General features: G+C 69.9%; 15 protein-coding genes. 12 read left to right on the top strand and 3 right to left on the bottom strand.

What is annotated here, in order from left to right; all coding sequences use genetic code 11:
• Nucleotides 1–161: 161 nt before the first annotated feature.
• Nucleotides 162–740, bottom strand: coding sequence for a hypothetical protein (locus ACFW0G_RS17810; protein ID WP_378326397.1), 579 nt, complete (start codon nucleotides 738–740; stop codon nucleotides 162–164).
• A 137-nt stretch (nucleotides 741–877) separates the two neighbouring features.
• Between ACFW0G_RS17810 and ACFW0G_RS17805 the strand changes: the two genes are divergently transcribed.
• Both ACFW0G_RS17805 and ACFW0G_RS17800 read left to right on the top strand, forming a co-directional pair.
• Nucleotides 878–1,834 (top strand): hypothetical protein, encoded by a 957-nt coding sequence (locus ACFW0G_RS17805; RefSeq protein WP_378326396.1) that lies wholly within the window; start codon nucleotides 878–880, stop codon nucleotides 1,832–1,834.
• Between the two features lie 83 nt (nucleotides 1,835–1,917).
• Nucleotides 1,918–2,733, top strand: coding sequence for a DUF72 domain-containing protein (locus ACFW0G_RS17800; RefSeq protein ID WP_378326516.1), 816 nt, complete (start codon nucleotides 1,918–1,920; stop codon nucleotides 2,731–2,733).
• A 25-nt stretch (nucleotides 2,734–2,758) separates the two neighbouring features.
• Here the strand turns inward: ACFW0G_RS17800 and ACFW0G_RS17795 are convergent, their stop codons facing one another.
• Entirely contained in the window at nucleotides 2,759–3,214 is a 456-nt protein-coding gene (locus ACFW0G_RS17795) for an AAA family ATPase (protein WP_378326395.1), read from the bottom strand.
• Nucleotides 3,215–3,309: 95 nt separating this feature from the next.
• On the opposite strand from ACFW0G_RS17795, the gene ACFW0G_RS17790 reads away from it, so the two are divergent.
• The 6 genes from ACFW0G_RS17790 (at nucleotide 3,310) to ACFW0G_RS17765 (ending at nucleotide 9,121) form a co-directional block, all read left to right on the top strand.
• A complete protein-coding gene (locus ACFW0G_RS17790; RefSeq protein WP_378326394.1) occupies nucleotides 3,310–3,840 on the top strand; it encodes a YlcI/YnfO family protein in 531 nt (176 codons plus the stop codon).
• 75 nt (nucleotides 3,841–3,915) lie between these two features.
• On the top strand, nucleotides 3,916–4,761 hold the full coding sequence (locus tag ACFW0G_RS17785) for a DUF4097 domain-containing protein (protein ID WP_378326393.1): 846 nt from the start codon (nucleotides 3,916–3,918) through the stop codon (nucleotides 4,759–4,761).
• A 39-nt stretch (nucleotides 4,762–4,800) separates the two neighbouring features.
• Nucleotides 4,801–5,799 carry an ATP-binding cassette domain-containing protein gene (locus tag ACFW0G_RS17780; RefSeq protein WP_378326392.1) on the top strand — a complete coding sequence of 333 codons (999 nt, stop codon included), beginning with the start codon at nucleotides 4,801–4,803 and terminating at the stop codon, nucleotides 5,797–5,799.
• Nucleotides 5,796–6,626 (top strand): ABC transporter permease, encoded by an 831-nt coding sequence (locus ACFW0G_RS17775; RefSeq protein WP_378326391.1) that lies wholly within the window; start codon nucleotides 5,796–5,798, stop codon nucleotides 6,624–6,626. The genes ACFW0G_RS17780 and ACFW0G_RS17775 overlap by 4 nt, the downstream gene beginning before the upstream one ends.
• A gap of 30 nt (nucleotides 6,627–6,656) precedes the next feature.
• Nucleotides 6,657–7,883, top strand: a complete 1,227-nt coding sequence (locus ACFW0G_RS17770) for a cytochrome P450 (protein ID WP_378326390.1) — start codon at nucleotides 6,657–6,659, stop codon at nucleotides 7,881–7,883.
• A gap of 26 nt (nucleotides 7,884–7,909) precedes the next feature.
• Nucleotides 7,910–9,121, top strand: coding sequence for a cytochrome P450 (locus tag ACFW0G_RS17765; protein ID WP_378326389.1), 1,212 nt, complete (start codon nucleotides 7,910–7,912; stop codon nucleotides 9,119–9,121).
• A gap of 60 nt (nucleotides 9,122–9,181) precedes the next feature.
• Here ACFW0G_RS17765 and ACFW0G_RS17760 read toward each other — a convergent pair whose 3' ends face one another.
• Nucleotides 9,182–9,679: a hypothetical protein gene (locus ACFW0G_RS17760; protein ID WP_378326515.1), complete on the bottom strand. Its 498-nt coding sequence runs from the start codon at nucleotides 9,677–9,679 to the stop codon at nucleotides 9,182–9,184.
• A gap of 73 nt (nucleotides 9,680–9,752) precedes the next feature.
• On the opposite strand from ACFW0G_RS17760, the gene ACFW0G_RS17755 reads away from it, so the two are divergent.
• The 4 genes from ACFW0G_RS17755 (at nucleotide 9,753) to ACFW0G_RS17740 (ending at nucleotide 13,706) form a co-directional block, all read left to right on the top strand.
• Nucleotides 9,753–10,997 (top strand): aminotransferase class I/II-fold pyridoxal phosphate-dependent enzyme, encoded by a 1,245-nt coding sequence (locus ACFW0G_RS17755; RefSeq protein ID WP_378326388.1) that lies wholly within the window; start codon nucleotides 9,753–9,755, stop codon nucleotides 10,995–10,997.
• 93 nt (nucleotides 10,998–11,090) lie between these two features.
• Entirely contained in the window at nucleotides 11,091–12,059 is a 969-nt protein-coding gene (locus tag ACFW0G_RS17750; protein WP_378326387.1) for a ferritin-like domain-containing protein, read from the top strand.
• A 20-nt stretch (nucleotides 12,060–12,079) separates the two neighbouring features.
• Nucleotides 12,080–13,294 carry an FAD-dependent monooxygenase gene (locus tag ACFW0G_RS17745; RefSeq protein ID WP_378326386.1) on the top strand — a complete coding sequence of 405 codons (1,215 nt, stop codon included), beginning with the start codon at nucleotides 12,080–12,082 and terminating at the stop codon, nucleotides 13,292–13,294.
• 40 nt (nucleotides 13,295–13,334) lie between these two features.
• Nucleotides 13,335–13,706, top strand: a complete 372-nt coding sequence (locus ACFW0G_RS17740) for a YbjQ family protein (RefSeq protein ID WP_378326385.1) — start codon at nucleotides 13,335–13,337, stop codon at nucleotides 13,704–13,706.
• Nucleotides 13,707–13,767: the final 61 nt, after the last annotated feature.

Below are 13,767 nucleotides of genomic sequence, written 5' to 3'. Positions count from 1 at the left end.
CGCCCAGTGACCCGGCCGACCGCCCGCGAGACCTTGTACAAAATCGTCGGCCCGGGCGGCACGCTCGCCATCGGCGGGGGGGTCGGGCGGGCTCGCGGCGCGGGCGGCGGGGGGGGCGCCGGGGGCGGGGGGGGGCTGGCGAAACCTGCCCGCGCCGGCGCTCAGCAGTTGTTCCTGACGTACCACACCGGGCCCCAGTTGCCGTGCGAGTCCGAGGAGTAGGCGGGGTCGGTCGTGAACACGTGGTTGTGGCTCTTGCCGTACATCGACGTCGTGTAGTGGTGGGTCTGGTTGTTGATCCACGAACCGCCGCTGTTCCAGCCGTCCGGAATCTCGAAGTACTTGCCGCAGGCCGCCCATGTGCGGCCGCTGCCTTCGTAGTTCGCTTTCGGCCAGCCGCAGAAGGCACCGTAGGAGCACAGGACGAACGGTGTCCTGGCGTCGTTGCCGTCGAGGCCGTCACCCAGCAGGTGCGCGTACTTCTCGCCGGGCAGGGTATAGGTGATGGCCGAACCGTCCGCGGCCTCGACTCTGTTGGCTGCCAACTGTTTTCCGCCTCGTGCCGCGGGGTCGTGGTCGATCGTGCTCTGGAGTTCGGCGGCCTGGGCCGCGGAGAAGCCCGCGCTCCGCAGCTGACCCGTGAAGCCGCCGGAGGTGGCGCCCGCCGGGCTGGTGAACGTCGCGGCCGCCAGCAATGCCAGCATCGCGCCGCCGCAGAGCAGTCTGATTTTCGAACGCATGAAATCTCCCTGTTTCCGGACAAAGACGATGATCACGCGAGGAAGGAATTACCCCGTCGTCGCGATTGTGGTGCGGCGCGCGCGGGTGCCACAATGGTTCAAGTTCAGGCTTGAATGTGACTACGCTGGGGGGAGTAGTGCTGCGCATTCGCTGCACTGTGGACGATCTCTTGCGCGTTTCGATCGCCGAACATCCGGCGCCGCTGGGTGAGCTGACGCTGGCGATCCAGATGCTGCAGCGCCGGGATCCGCATCCGGCGTTCGCCCCGTGGCGGCATCGGATGGCGCGGACTTTCGCGGTCGAAGGAAGCCCGCTGGCGCAACTGGTGTCGCCGCTCGGCGCGGGCCCGATGTTCCTCGATCCGCCGAGCCCCACGATGGACGAGGGGGTCGACCGGGTGATGTCGGCCTCGCGGCTCGACGTTCGCGCCGAGCTCGAGCGGGTGTGCGCGATCGACCGGCCCCGTACGCCATGGGTCCGTGGGCTCGCCGATCGGGACAAGGAGGCCTGGAAGGTACTGGAAGGCGCGCTGCGCACGGCCTATCGCGCCACCCTTGCCGAGGCCTGGCCTCGATTGCGGGCGAGCTTCCACGCCGAAACCGCCTGGCGCGCCCGGATTCTCGCGCGGGACGGCCTGCGCGCCACGTTGACCGGGCTGTCCCCGTCGATCCGGTGGCGGGACATGACACTGGAGATCGACTTCCCCCGGGAGGTCGACATCACGCTCACCGGGCAGGGCATCAGCCTGCAGCCGTCACTGCTGTGGGCCGGTCCGCCGCTCATCGCGCGGTACGGCGACGGCCCGCTGATACTGATCTACCCGGCCTTGACCCCGTTGCCGTTGCTCACCTCCGGCGCGGCCGCCGATCCGCTTTCCGGCCTGCTCGGCGCTACGCGTGCCAGAGCGCTCCGTGTGCTGACCTTCGACCGCACCACCAGTGAACTCGCCAAGGAGCTGTCCGTCACCGTCGCCGCGGCCTCCCTCCAGACCAAGACCCTCCGCGCGGCGGGGCTGGTCGTCTCGCAGCGGGAGGGCAAGGCGGTGCGGCATCGCTGCACGCACCTCGGACTGGACCTGCTCGCCTCGGGATGAGGCCGCGACCTCGACGCCGGTGTCGAGGTCAAGAACGTACGGGGACTAACGTCGCGGGCATGCGGCTTCATGTGGGATGCGCGATGTGGACGCACACCGCCTGGCAGGAGCTGCAGCCGAATCCGCGGGAACGGCTGCGCTCCTACGCGGGCTGGTGCAACGCGGTGGAGGGCAACACCACCTTCTACGCGACACCCGCGCGGAACACCGTCCAGTCCTGGGCGAACCAGACCGCCCCCGAGTTCCGCTTCGTGGTCAAGCTGCCGAAAACCATTACGCACGAACGGCGGATGACCGGTGCCGAGGCGGACCTGCGGGCGTTCCTGCACGCGATCGAACCGCTCGGGCCGCGTGCCCACGCGTTGTGGCTGCAACTGCCCGCGTCCTTCGGGCCGACCGATCTCGGTGTGCTGGCGGGGTTTCTGCGGCAGTTGCCGCCGACCTACCGGTACACCGTCGAGGTCCGCCATCGCGCGTTCTTCGACGACGACAAGGCCGCGCGGCAGCTGGAGTACGTGCTGGGGCGGGTCGGCGCCGAATGGATGCCGTTCGACACCACGACGTTGTTCGCCGCTCGCCCGGTCAGCCCCGGCGAGCGCGAGGCCTGGGCGAAGAAGCCGCGGGTGGCACGCCGCACCCGCGCCCTCACCGAGTACCCGATCGTGCGCTACCACGGACGCGACGACGTCGATGCCACCGTCGCGGGCTGGCGGCCGTGGATCGACGTCGTCACCGCGTGGCTGCGCGAGGGCCGTTCGCCGACGGTGTTCCTCCATACGCCCGACAACGCCGGATCGCTGGTGCTGGCCCGTCAGTTTCACGACGCGGTACGCGCGGGTCTACCCGAACTGGAGCCGCTGCCCGAACCCGAGTCGCACGAGCCGATGACGTTGTTCTGATCCGCGTGGCCGGCGGGCGCGGGCGTCAGAGCACGTGCTCGAGAACGATGTCGGCCACTCGCCCGACCGGCACCGTCGTGACCACCTCGAGCGTGGCGGACTCCCGGAGCAGCGGCTCCACGGTCTTGAGATAGCCGAGCGTCTCGGCGAGTTCCGCCGAGGTTTTCCCGTAGGGATTGGTCGTCCGGGCGGCCAGCCGCTCGACGAGGACGTCGGCCGGAGCGCTGAGCAGCACGATGTGGTCGAAGCGGGGATAGAACAGGACCTGGTTCCGCGTCGTGCCCTGCACGAACAGGGGTGCGGCGGAAACCTCGGAAAGCAGGGCGCCGATCCGGTCCACGCGCCAGAGCCGTTCGCCGTCGATCGTCTCGTGGTAGCCGCCGTAGTCGGTGTCGACGGTCCGGTGACCCCGTGCCGCGAGTTCGTCCAGCAGCGTGCTCTTGCCCGTTCCCGACATCCCGGTGACCAGTACCCGCTTCACTCCGCACACCGTAGTGGCACGCGCCGGTGCCACGTGTGGCACCTTCTGAGCCAACATGGCTTGCGGTGGTGCCACACGTGTGCCATAGTGGTGCCATGGACTTGACCTCGTATGTACGCAATCTCGGAAGTGAGTTCGCCACCCTGGCCGAAGCGGGTGGCGAGGAGTCGCGTGCGCTGGTCGAGCGCCTGACCGGGTCGCTCGAATCGGCGATCCGGATGACGTTGCTGGACGCGCTGGCGGCCGCCGCCGACGAGATCACCCGGGACCTGGCTCCGGGATCGGTGGAGGTGCGCCTGCGGGGACGCGATCCGAACTTCGTGGTGACCACGCCGCCCGCCGAGGCGGGGCCGGACGCGGCCGAGACCGAGGCACCGGCGGCCGATCTGGACGACGGGCCGCCGATCGCCGAGGACGGTCCCACCGCGCGGATCAACGTACGCCTTCCGGAGCAGCTCAAGGCCGCGGTCGAGGAGGCGGCCGCCAAGGAGGGCCGCTCGGTCAACGCCTGGCTGGTCCGGGCTGCCGCGGCCAGCCTGCGGCACTCCGGCCGCGAGCAGCAGCAGCGCCCCGAGTCCTACGCCGGCAAATGGGGCAAGCAGAAGTACACCGGCTGGGTGCGCTAGCCACCGGAGCCGCTTTCCACCACCACGTCCCTGACCTGCGGGGACGTCTCATCCACCCGTTCCGAGGGGACACCTATGCCCATTTTCGAGACACCCGAACCGATTTCCGTGACGCTCGAACTCGGTGTCGGCGATGTGCGGTTCAGCGCGAGCGACCGCGCCGACACGGTCGTCGAAGTGCGTCCGACCAACCCAGCCGACGAGTCCGACGTGAAGGCCGCGGGCCAGGTCCGCGTCGAATACGCGAACGGCCGCCTGCAGATCAAGGGCCCGAAGGCGCGGGCGTTCGACTTCTCCCGCAAGACCAGGTCGGTCACGGTGTCCATCGAACTGCCCACCGGCTCGCACGTGGCGGGCGACGCGCAGGTCGGGGGCTTCCGCGCCACCGGCAGGCTCGGCGAGTGCCGGCTGAAGACCTCCGTCGGGGACTTCCAGTTCGAGCACACCGGCTCGCTGCACCTGGACACGTCGACCGGCCACGTCACCGCGGACGGCGTCGCGGGCAATGCCGACATCCACACGAGTTCCGGCAAGGTCCGCATCGGCGAGGTCGAGGGCTCGGTGGTCGTCAAGAACTCCAACGGCAACACCGAGTTCGACGCGGTCGCCGGCGAAGTCCGGGCGCGGGCGGCCAACGGCGACATCTTCGTCGGCAGGGCAGGCGCGGGGGTCGACGCGAAGACCGCCAACGGCGGCATTCGCATCGGCGAGGTGGTCCGCGGTTCGGTCATGCTCGCGACCTCGATGGGCGACCTCGAGGTCGGCGTCGCCGACGGCACCGCTGCCTGGCTCGAGGTGCACACCGGCTTCGGGCAGGTGCACAACCTGATGGAGAGCGCCACCCGGCCGGACGAGTCCGACGAGACCGTCGAGGTGCGTGCCCGCACCTCCTACGGCGACATCACGATCCGCCGTTCCTGACCCCTTTCCGCTTACCTGCCAACCTTTCCAGGGGGAACCATGACCACCGACCACGCCCGGACCGCGATCGCGGTGAAGGGGCTGCGCAAGGCGTACGGCGATCACGTCGTGCTCGACGGGCTCGACCTGAACGTGCCGCGGGGCACGGTCTACTCGCTGCTCGGCGCGAACGGCGCCGGGAAGACCACCACGGTCAAGATCCTGTCCACTCTGATCAACGCCGACGCGGGGGAGGCCAGGGTCGCGGGCCACGACCTGACGCGCGAACCCGACGCGGTGCGTGCCGCGATCGGCGTCACCGGCCAGTTCTCGGCGGTGGACAACCTGCTCACCGGCGAAGAGAACCTGCGGCTGATGGCGGATCTGAACCACCTCGGCCGGGCCGAGGGCAGGCGGCGTACCGCCCAGCTGCTGGAGCAGTTCGACCTGGTCGCCGCGGCCGGGAAACCGGCGTCGAGCTACTCCGGGGGGATGCGGCGGCGGCTCGACCTCGCGATGACCCTGGTCGGCAGCCCGCGGGTGATCTTCCTCGACGAGCCGACCACCGGCCTGGACCCGCGCAGCCGCCGGAGCATGTGGCAGATCGTCCGGGAACTCGTGATCAGCGGCGTCACCATCTTCCTGACCACGCAGTACCTGGAGGAGGCCGACGAACTGGCCGACAAGATCGGCGTCCTCGACCACGGCCGGCTCGTCGCCGAGGGGACCGCGGACGAGCTGAAGCGCCGCATCCCCGGCGGGCACGTCCGCCTGCGGTTCGCCGACACCCACGGCCTCGACGCGGCGACGCGGCTACTGGGCGAGGTCTCGCACGACAACGACGCGCTCGCGCTGCGCGTGCCCAGCGACGGCAGCCTCCGCTCGCTGAAGCACCTGATCGACAGCCTCGACGAGCGTGCCATCGAGGTCGACGAGCTGTCGGTGCACACCCCCGACCTCGACGACGTTTTCCTCGCCCTCACCGGCAATCCGAAGAACTCCGAGAACCAGACCTCCGCGAACGAGAACTCCCAGAACGGGAAGGTGACCATCCGATGAGCACCGCCGCTCACGCCCTCGCCGGACCGGCTCCCGCCGGCCTCCGGTTCCATCCGCTGCGCGACTCGGCGACGATGCTGCGCCGCAACCTCAAGCGCATGATCCGTTATCCGTCGATGACCGTGCAGCTGATCGGGATGCCGATCATCTTCCTGCTGCTGTTCGTCTACGTCTTCGGCGGCACGATGGGAGCGGGGCTCGGCGGAGCCGCCGGCGGGCGCGCCGAGTACGTCAACTACCTGGCGCCGGGGATCCTCCTGATGACGATCACGGCCACGGTCCAGGGGACCACGGTCTCGGTCGCGATGGACATGACCGAAGGCATCATCGCCCGGTTCCGCACCATGCACATCGCCCGCGTCTCGGTGCTGACCGGGCACGTGCTGGGCAGCGTGATCCAGGCGGTGCTGAGCACGGCCGTCGTGACCGGCGTGGCGCTGCTCGTCGGTTTCCGGCCCGCCGCGGGGGTCGGCGCGTGGTTCGCACTGGCCGGTTTCCTGCTGGTGGTGACGTTCGCGCTCGTCTGGCTCGCGGTCGCGCTCGGCCTGGTGAGCAAGAGCGTCGAGTCCTCGAGCAACATCCTGCTGCCGTTGATGCTGCTGCCCTTCCTCGGCAGCGGGTTCGTGCCCACCAGCTCCATGCCCGCCGGCCTGCGCTGGTTCGCCGAGTACCAGCCGTTCACGCCGATCATCGAAACCATGCGCGGCCTGCTGATGGCCAAGCCGGTCGGGAACCACTGGTGGATCGCGCTCAGCTGGTGTGCCGTCATCGCCCTCGGCAGCTACCTCTGGTCGAAAAAGCTGTTCAACCGCGAGTACTCCCGCTGAGCAAGTTCGCCTGCCACGTAAGGAAATCCGATGACTCACACGGTTCCCGTTCCGCGGGGCCTCCCGATGGAGCGCGACGCGGGCCCGTTCGACCCACCCCGCGACCTCACCCGGCTGCGGGAGGCGCGCCCGGTCAGTCCGCTGATCTTCCCCGACGGCCATGAGGGCTGGCTCGTCACCGGCTACGACGAGGTCCGTCAGTTGCTGGCCGACACCCGGTTCAGCTCGCGCCAGGACCTCGGCATCATCCACCTGCCGTTCGAGACGCCCGGCATGCCCGTCCAAACCGAACCGTCCCCGCAGACGCCGGGCATGTTCGTCGCCATGGACCCGCCGGACCACACCCGGTTGCGGCGCAAGCTCACCGGCGCCTTCACCGTCCGGCGCATGAACCAGCTCGAAGCACAGATCATCGAGATCACCGAACGGCAGCTGGACGAAATGGCGCGGCTGGCTCCGCCGGTCGATCTGGTCAGGGAATTCGCGTTGCCGGTTCCGTCGCTGGTGATCTGCGCGCTGCTCGGCGTCCCGTACACCGACCGGGACACCTTCCAGGTCAACACCACCAAGTTCCTGGAAAAGGACGTGACGCTCGAGGAAAAGATGGCCGCGTACGAGGCGATGACCTCGTATCTGGCCGAACTGGTCACGCGTAAACGCGCCGAACCCGGCGACGACATCCTGTCGGATCTGGCCCGCGATGAGGACCTCAGCATCGAAGAGCTGGTCGGGGTGGCCTTCCTGCTGCTGTTCGCGGGTCACGAGACCACCGCGAACATGCTGGCGCTGGGCGCCTTCGCGCTCCTGGAGCATCCCGGGCAGCTGGCCGGACTGCGCGCCGATCCGGAACTGATGCCCGACGCGGTCGAGGAACTCCTGCGCTATCTGTCCATTGCGGACATCTTCTACCGCTACGCCGCCGAGGACATCGAACTCGGCGGGGAAACCATCCCCGAGGGATCGACCGTCGTCGTCGCCCTGCTGGCCGCCAACCGCGACCCCCGCCGCTTCGACGACCCCGACACGCCGGACTTCCACCGCAAGGCCCGCGGCCACCTGTCCTTCGGCCACGGCGTCCACCAGTGCCTCGGCCAGCAGCTGGCCCGCATCGAGATGCGGGCCGGTTTCACCGGGCTGCTGCGGCGTTTCCCGAGCTTGCGGCTCGCCGTTCCGGCCGGCGACGTGAAGCTCAAGACCGACATGAACATCTACGGCGTCCACGAACTGCCCGTGACCTGGACGACCACGGACCGCTGACCGAACACGAACGAGTGGAGTGCACGATGCAGAACGAAGCGATCGCCGGCCTCAGCGACCTTCCCGTGGCACGTCCCGCGGGGTGCCCGTTCGACCCGCCCGCCGAGCTGGGCCGGATCCGCGACCAGCGCCCGCTGATCCGGCTGACCTACCCCGACGGGCACGTCGGCTGGCTCGTCACCGGCTACGAGGAGGTCCGCGCGGTACTGGCCGACCGGCGTTTCAGCTCGCGGTACGAGCTGGCGCACTATCCGATGCCGGGGGCGGAGGGCATCGAGATACCGCCCGCGCCGCCCGGCGACCTGACCGGGATCGACGACCCGGAGCACGCCCGCTACCGGAAACTGCTCACCGCCCGGTTCACCGTGCGCCGGATGCGGCAGCTCACCGACCACGTCGAGCAGGTCACCGCCGAGTACCTCGACGCCATGGAACGGCAGGGCCCGGAGGTGGACCTGGTCCAGGCGTTCGCGCATCCCGTTCCCGCGGTGATGATCTGTGAGCTGCTCGGTGTTCCCTATGCCGACCGCGAGGCCTTCCAGGGGTATGCGGCGACGGTGGGCAACACCGAAATCTCCCCGGAAGAGCAGATGGCCGCGTACGCCGCGCTGATGGACTACGTGGGTCAGCTGGTCCCCGCCAAGCGTGCCGAGCCCACCGACGACATCCTCAGCGAGCTGACCGCCAGCGACCTCACCGACGAGGAACTGGCCGGACTCGGCACGTTCCTGCTGGGGGCCGGTCTCGACACCACCGCCAACATGCTCGCGCTCGGCACCTTCGCCCTGCTGCGCAACCCCGCGCAGGCCGCCGCGCTGCGCGCCGATCCGGGCATCGCCGAGGGGGCCGTCGAGGAACTGCTGCGCTACCTGAGCATCACGCACACCGGGGTACGGGCGGCGCTGGAGGACGTCGAGCTGGGCGGAGAGGTGATCAAGGCGGGGGAGTCGGTCACGATCTCGATGCAGGCCGCCAACCGTGACCCGGCGAAGTTCGCAGATCCGGACGTCCTCGACCTGACCAGGAAGGCCACCGGGCACGTGACCTTCGGCCACGGCATCCACCAGTGCCTCGGCCAGCAGCTGGCCAGGGTCGAAATGCGCGTCGCCTTCCCGGCGCTGTTCACCCGGTTCCCGACGCTGCGGCTGGCCGTCCCGCCCGAGGACGTCCCGCTGCGTCCCGACCACCAGAACATCTACGGCGTGCGCAGTCTTCCGGTCACCTGGGACCGGGGGTAGGTAAGGGGGATCGGCGGCGGCACCGGGGGATCCGGTGCCGCCGCCGGCATTTCCGGCGTGTCAGCCGTCCCAGAGATCCCCGCCCTGTTTCAGCACCACGAGATCCGACGCCGCGGGCACCGGCCAGAGATCGAGCACGTACCGCAGATGGTCGCCGTACTCGAAGTCGTTCCACTCCGCGTCCGGCGGCCCGGCCTGCAGGTAGGACACCCGCACGCGGTACCGGCCCGGTGCCACCGGCAGGTGCCGCTGCTGGCCCGGATAGTCCGCCGGGCCGAACAGGGACAGCTCCCCGGACGGCACGTCGAGATCGGCTTCCACCACGTGATCCGCGTCGGCGAGCACCGCGGGAGGCGTGTCACCCACGTTCACGATCACTTCGACGAGATCCGACCGGGCGGTGCCGATCGAAAGCGAATGAGGTTCGGCTCCGATCCGGTGCCGGGTGACCGCCTCGTCGGTCCAGACGTCCCGCCGCGGGTGCGTACGCAGCCATGACTGGTGGGAAGCCTTGTCCCGCAAGGAGAACTGCCGGTAGTCGGCGTGCACGACGAACATCACGGGACGCAGCGTAACGACCCGAAAACGGACCAGCCGACGGCGGCCGGGCGCGCGGGGTTAGCGTTACCCCATGACCACTGCTTCTGTCGACGCCGACAGCGCCCGCCGGGATTACGCGGCGCTGGTCGAGCGAGGTCTCCGCCTCGACATCACCCGCGGCAAGCCGTCCCCCCGGCAGCTGGACCTCTCGGCCGAGCTGCTTTCGCTCCCGAATGGCGCCCACACCGCCGAAGACGGCACCGACGTTCGCAACTACGGCGGGCTCAAGGGCCTGGCCGAGCTCCGGCGCATCTTCGCCCCCGCACTCGGGGTCCCGGTCGAGCAGCTGCTGGCCGCGGGCAACTCCAGCCTCGAGCTGATGCACGACGCCACCGTGCACGCGCTGCTCAGCAAGCTTCCCGGTGCCGAGCGCCGCTGGGCCGACGAGCCCCGGATCGCCTTCCTCTGCCCGGTTCCCGGCTACGACCGCCACTTCAACCTTTCGGCGCGGTTCGGCATCGAGCTGATCCAGGTCCCGATGACCGAGTCCGGCCCCGACATGGACGTCGTCGAGCGGCTCGTCGCCGAGGACGCCGGTATCAAGGGCATCTGGTGCGTGCCGAAGTACAGCAACCCGACCGGCATCACCTTCAGCGACGACACGGTCCGCAGGCTGGCCACGATGACCACCGCGGCGCCGGACTTCCGGATCTTCTGGGACAACGCCTACGCGGTGCACCACCTGACCGACGCCGAGCCCGAGCTGGCCGACATCCTGGCGCTGGCCACCGAAGCGGGCAACGCCGACCGCGTGTTCGTGTTCGGATCCACCTCGAAGATCACTCTCGCCGGCTCCGGCGTCGGGTTCTTCGGCGCGTCGCAGGCCAACATCGACTGGTGGACGGCGCTGGTCGGCAAGCGGACCATCGGCCCGGACAAGGTCAACCAGCTCCGGCACGCGATGTACCTGCGTGACGCCGACGGCGTCCGCGCGCTCATGCGCAAGCACGCGGAGATCATCGGGCCGAAGTTCGCCGCGGTGGACCGCATCTTCACCGAGGAGCTCGGCGGCACCGGGCTGGCGTCGTGGACCAAGCCGCTCGGCGGGTACTTCGTCACGCTGACCGTGCCCGAGGGGACCGCGAAGGAGGTCGTGCGGCTGGCCAAGGAGGCCGGGATCGCCCTGACCCCCGCCGGGGCCACCCACCCGCACGGCGACGACCCCGCCGACGCGACCATCCGGATCGCGCCGACGTTCCCCGAACTGGCCGAGGTCGAAGAGGCACTCCGCGGCGTCGCGGTCTGCGTCCGCCTCGCCGCCGCGCAGAAGAGCTGAGCGGAGCCGAACTTTTCCGGACACGGGACCGAACCTCTCGCGTGCCTGCTCCGAAGCCCCTGCGGGTGGGTGAGCAGCCAGAGAGGACTTCCCGTGTTCGGAAAACGCTACGTGCGGCATCTGGTCTCCCGCAGCGCGGAGAACGCCACCGATCGCCGCCGCTTCCTCAGGACCGCGGGAGCGGCGGGGCTCGGGCTCGTCGGAGCCGGGTACCTCGGCAGCACCCTGTCGGTGGCTTCGGCGGGTGCGCCGTCCCCGGCCGAGCAGGCCGCCGCCAAGGGCGCCGACGGTGCCGCGAGTGACGCCGCCGTCCTGAACTTCGCCCTGAACCTGGAGTACCTGGAAGCAAACCTGTACTCGTTCGCGGTCTCCGGGTACGGCCTGCCCGTCCAGCTGACCGGCGGAGTCGGGAAGCTGGGCGGGGTAGCCGGCGGGCACGCGGTGCAGTTCAAGAGCCAGGCCGTCCGCCAGATCGCGCAGGAGATCGCGGGCGACGAGATCGCGCACGTCAACTTCCTGCGCCAGGCACTGGGCAACCAGGCGGTCGCGCAGCCACAGATCGACTTCCAGAACAGCTTCACCGCGGCGGCACAGGCGTCCGGGCTGATCAAGCAGGGCCAGACGTTCGACCCGTTCGCCAGCGAGAACAACTTCCTGCTGGCCGCGTTCCTCTTCGAGGACGTCGGGGTCACCGCCTACAAGGGCGCGGCCCCGCTCATCACCAACAAGACGTTCCTCGACGCCGCCGCGGGCATGCTCGCCGTCGAGGCCTACCACGCCGGGATCGTCCGCTCGCAGCTGTTCGAGCGTGGCCTCGGCGAGGTCACGAACAAACTGTCCGACGCGCGGGACGGCCTCGACGGCAAGGGCGACGACGACCAGGGCGTGCTGGCGGGCGGCCGGGCGAACCTGGTGCCCGCCGACGGCAACGGCATCGCCTTCGGCCGCAGCGCCGACCGGGTGCTCAACATCGCCTACCTGAACAAGGACAAGGTGACCTCCGGCGGTTTCTACCCGGCGGGCGTCAACGGCGACATCAACGCTTCCGGCGCGGCCTCCTGACCTCCACGCGGTCCCTTCGCGTGCCGCCGGGTACCGGTACGGTCGGTGACGGCGGCACGCCGGACCGCCGCGGCGGGGAAGGGGCACGGGTGCGGGTGCTGATCGCGGGCGGCGGGGTCGCGGGCGCGGCCACGGCGATGGCGGTGCAACTGGCCGGGCACGAGCCGGCCGTCTTCGAGGCCCACCGCAGTGGTGGCGCGGACGCGGGCGCGTTCCTGGTGCTCATGGCCAACGGTATGGCGGCGCTGCGGGAGATCGGGGCGGACGGACCGGTCGCCGAAGCGTCGGTCGCCTCCACCGGTCTCGAACTCGTCGCGCCCGACGGCACGATCGCAGCGAATCGGTCCTATGAGGACGGTTCGGGGCCGAGGACGATCACGCGTGCCGCGCTCTATCGCGTGCTGCAGGAAGAGGCGGTCCGGCGCGGAATCCCGGTCCGGCACGGCAAACGGCTCGTCGGCGCGGATCACGGCGCCGATGGCGTGACCGCGCGGTTCGCGGACGGCACGTCGGCCGGCGGCGACATCCTCGTCGGCGCGGACGGCCTGCGTTCGCTGGTGCGGCGGCTGATCGACCCGGCGGTCCCCGAACCGCGCTACACCGGGATCAGCGTGGTGTACGGCTACGCCCGCGACGTCGCGGCCGCGCCCGGGATCTACCGGATGGTCCAGGGCCGGTTCGCCGCGTTCGGCTGTACCACCGGCCCGGACGGGGTGACGTCCTGGTTCGCCCGCGTCCCCGATACCGAACGGAGCCGCGACGAGATCGCCGTGACGACGCCCGCCGGATGGCGTGAGCTGGCTCTGTCGGTATTTCGCGGGACACCCGCACCCGGTCGGCAGCGGGAGCAGGCTTCGCCAGGATATGCCCCCGCTGCCTCCGATTTCCCCGGAGAATCCTTGCCCCCGGCCGAAATCATCGCGGCGAGCGGGGACGAGGTGTTCGGCGATCACGCGTACGACCTTCCCTCGGTGCCGCACTGGTCGACGCCGCGGATGGTCCTGGTGGGCGACGCGGTCCACGCCTTTTCCCCCGCGGCGGCCGCGGGCGCGTCGATGGCGATCGAGGACGCCGTCACGCTCGGCGAATGCCTGCGCACCCGGCCGGACGCGCTGTCCGCCTTCGCCGCTTACGAAAAGGAACGCCGCGAACCCATGGAGAAGCTGGTGGCCGCGGCGCTGACCCACGACGCCGAGCGCGTCGCGGCGTATCGGGCGGGGACGCGCCGCCGCTGAAATCTGGCCGGTCCTCGCCGGTGGCCGCTACGATCCGGCCATGACGCGACCCGATCCGCAGCAGTTCCCGGTCCTCCTGTCGACCATGAACGATTTGCCCGGTTATCGGGTGACTCGTGTCTACGGCGAGGTTTTCGGCCTCACCGTGCGCAGCCGTAACGTGTTCTCGAACATCGGGGCGGGCTTCAAGGCGATGGCGGGCGGTGAGCTCAAGGGCCTGTCGAAACTGCTGGCTGATTCCCGGAACGAGGCGCTGCACCGGCTGTCGGAGGAGGCCATGTCATACGGTGCGAACGCGGTCCTCGCGCTCCGCTTCGACTGCAACGAGATCGCCCAGACCGCCAGCGAGATCGCGGCCTACGGCACCGCCGTCTACGTCGTCCCCGAAAACGACGCGCCCCAGCCCCAGTAGTCCACAAAGGACTCAAATGCCGTTAAGGCCACCTTACGGGCGTCCGACGCCCGTAAGGTGG

Origin of the sequence: Amycolatopsis sp. NPDC058986 (assembly GCF_042741125.1) — a bacterium.
Taxonomy (GTDB): Bacteria; Actinomycetota; Actinomycetes; order Mycobacteriales; family Pseudonocardiaceae; genus Amycolatopsis.
This window is presented reverse-complemented; position numbering and strand designations above follow the sequence as displayed.

Excerpts from the sequence above, each read along its gene's own strand:
- ACFW0G_RS17755 (WP_378326388.1), top strand. The coding sequence starts at position 9,753 with ATGACCACTGCTTCTGTCGACGCCGACAGCGCCCGCCGGGATTACGCG.
- ACFW0G_RS17800 (WP_378326516.1), top strand. The coding sequence starts at position 1,918 with ATGTGGACGCACACCGCCTGGCAGGAGCTGCAGCCGAATCCGCGGGAA.
- ACFW0G_RS17770 (WP_378326390.1), top strand. The coding sequence starts at position 6,657 with ATGACTCACACGGTTCCCGTTCCGCGGGGCCTCCCGATGGAGCGCGAC.
- ACFW0G_RS17810 (WP_378326397.1), bottom strand. The coding sequence starts at position 740 with ATGCGTTCGAAAATCAGACTGCTCTGCGGCGGCGCGATGCTGGCATTG.
- ACFW0G_RS17780 (WP_378326392.1), top strand. The coding sequence starts at position 4,801 with ATGACCACCGACCACGCCCGGACCGCGATCGCGGTGAAGGGGCTGCGC.
- ACFW0G_RS17790 (WP_378326394.1), top strand. The coding sequence starts at position 3,310 with ATGGACTTGACCTCGTATGTACGCAATCTCGGAAGTGAGTTCGCCACC.
- ACFW0G_RS17760 (WP_378326515.1), bottom strand. The coding sequence starts at position 9,679 with ATGTTCGTCGTGCACGCCGACTACCGGCAGTTCTCCTTGCGGGACAAG.
- ACFW0G_RS17765 (WP_378326389.1), top strand. The coding sequence starts at position 7,910 with ATGCAGAACGAAGCGATCGCCGGCCTCAGCGACCTTCCCGTGGCACGT.
- ACFW0G_RS17785 (WP_378326393.1), top strand. The coding sequence starts at position 3,916 with ATGCCCATTTTCGAGACACCCGAACCGATTTCCGTGACGCTCGAACTC.
- ACFW0G_RS17740 (WP_378326385.1), top strand. The coding sequence starts at position 13,335 with ATGACGCGACCCGATCCGCAGCAGTTCCCGGTCCTCCTGTCGACCATG.
- ACFW0G_RS17775 (WP_378326391.1), top strand. The coding sequence starts at position 5,796 with ATGAGCACCGCCGCTCACGCCCTCGCCGGACCGGCTCCCGCCGGCCTC.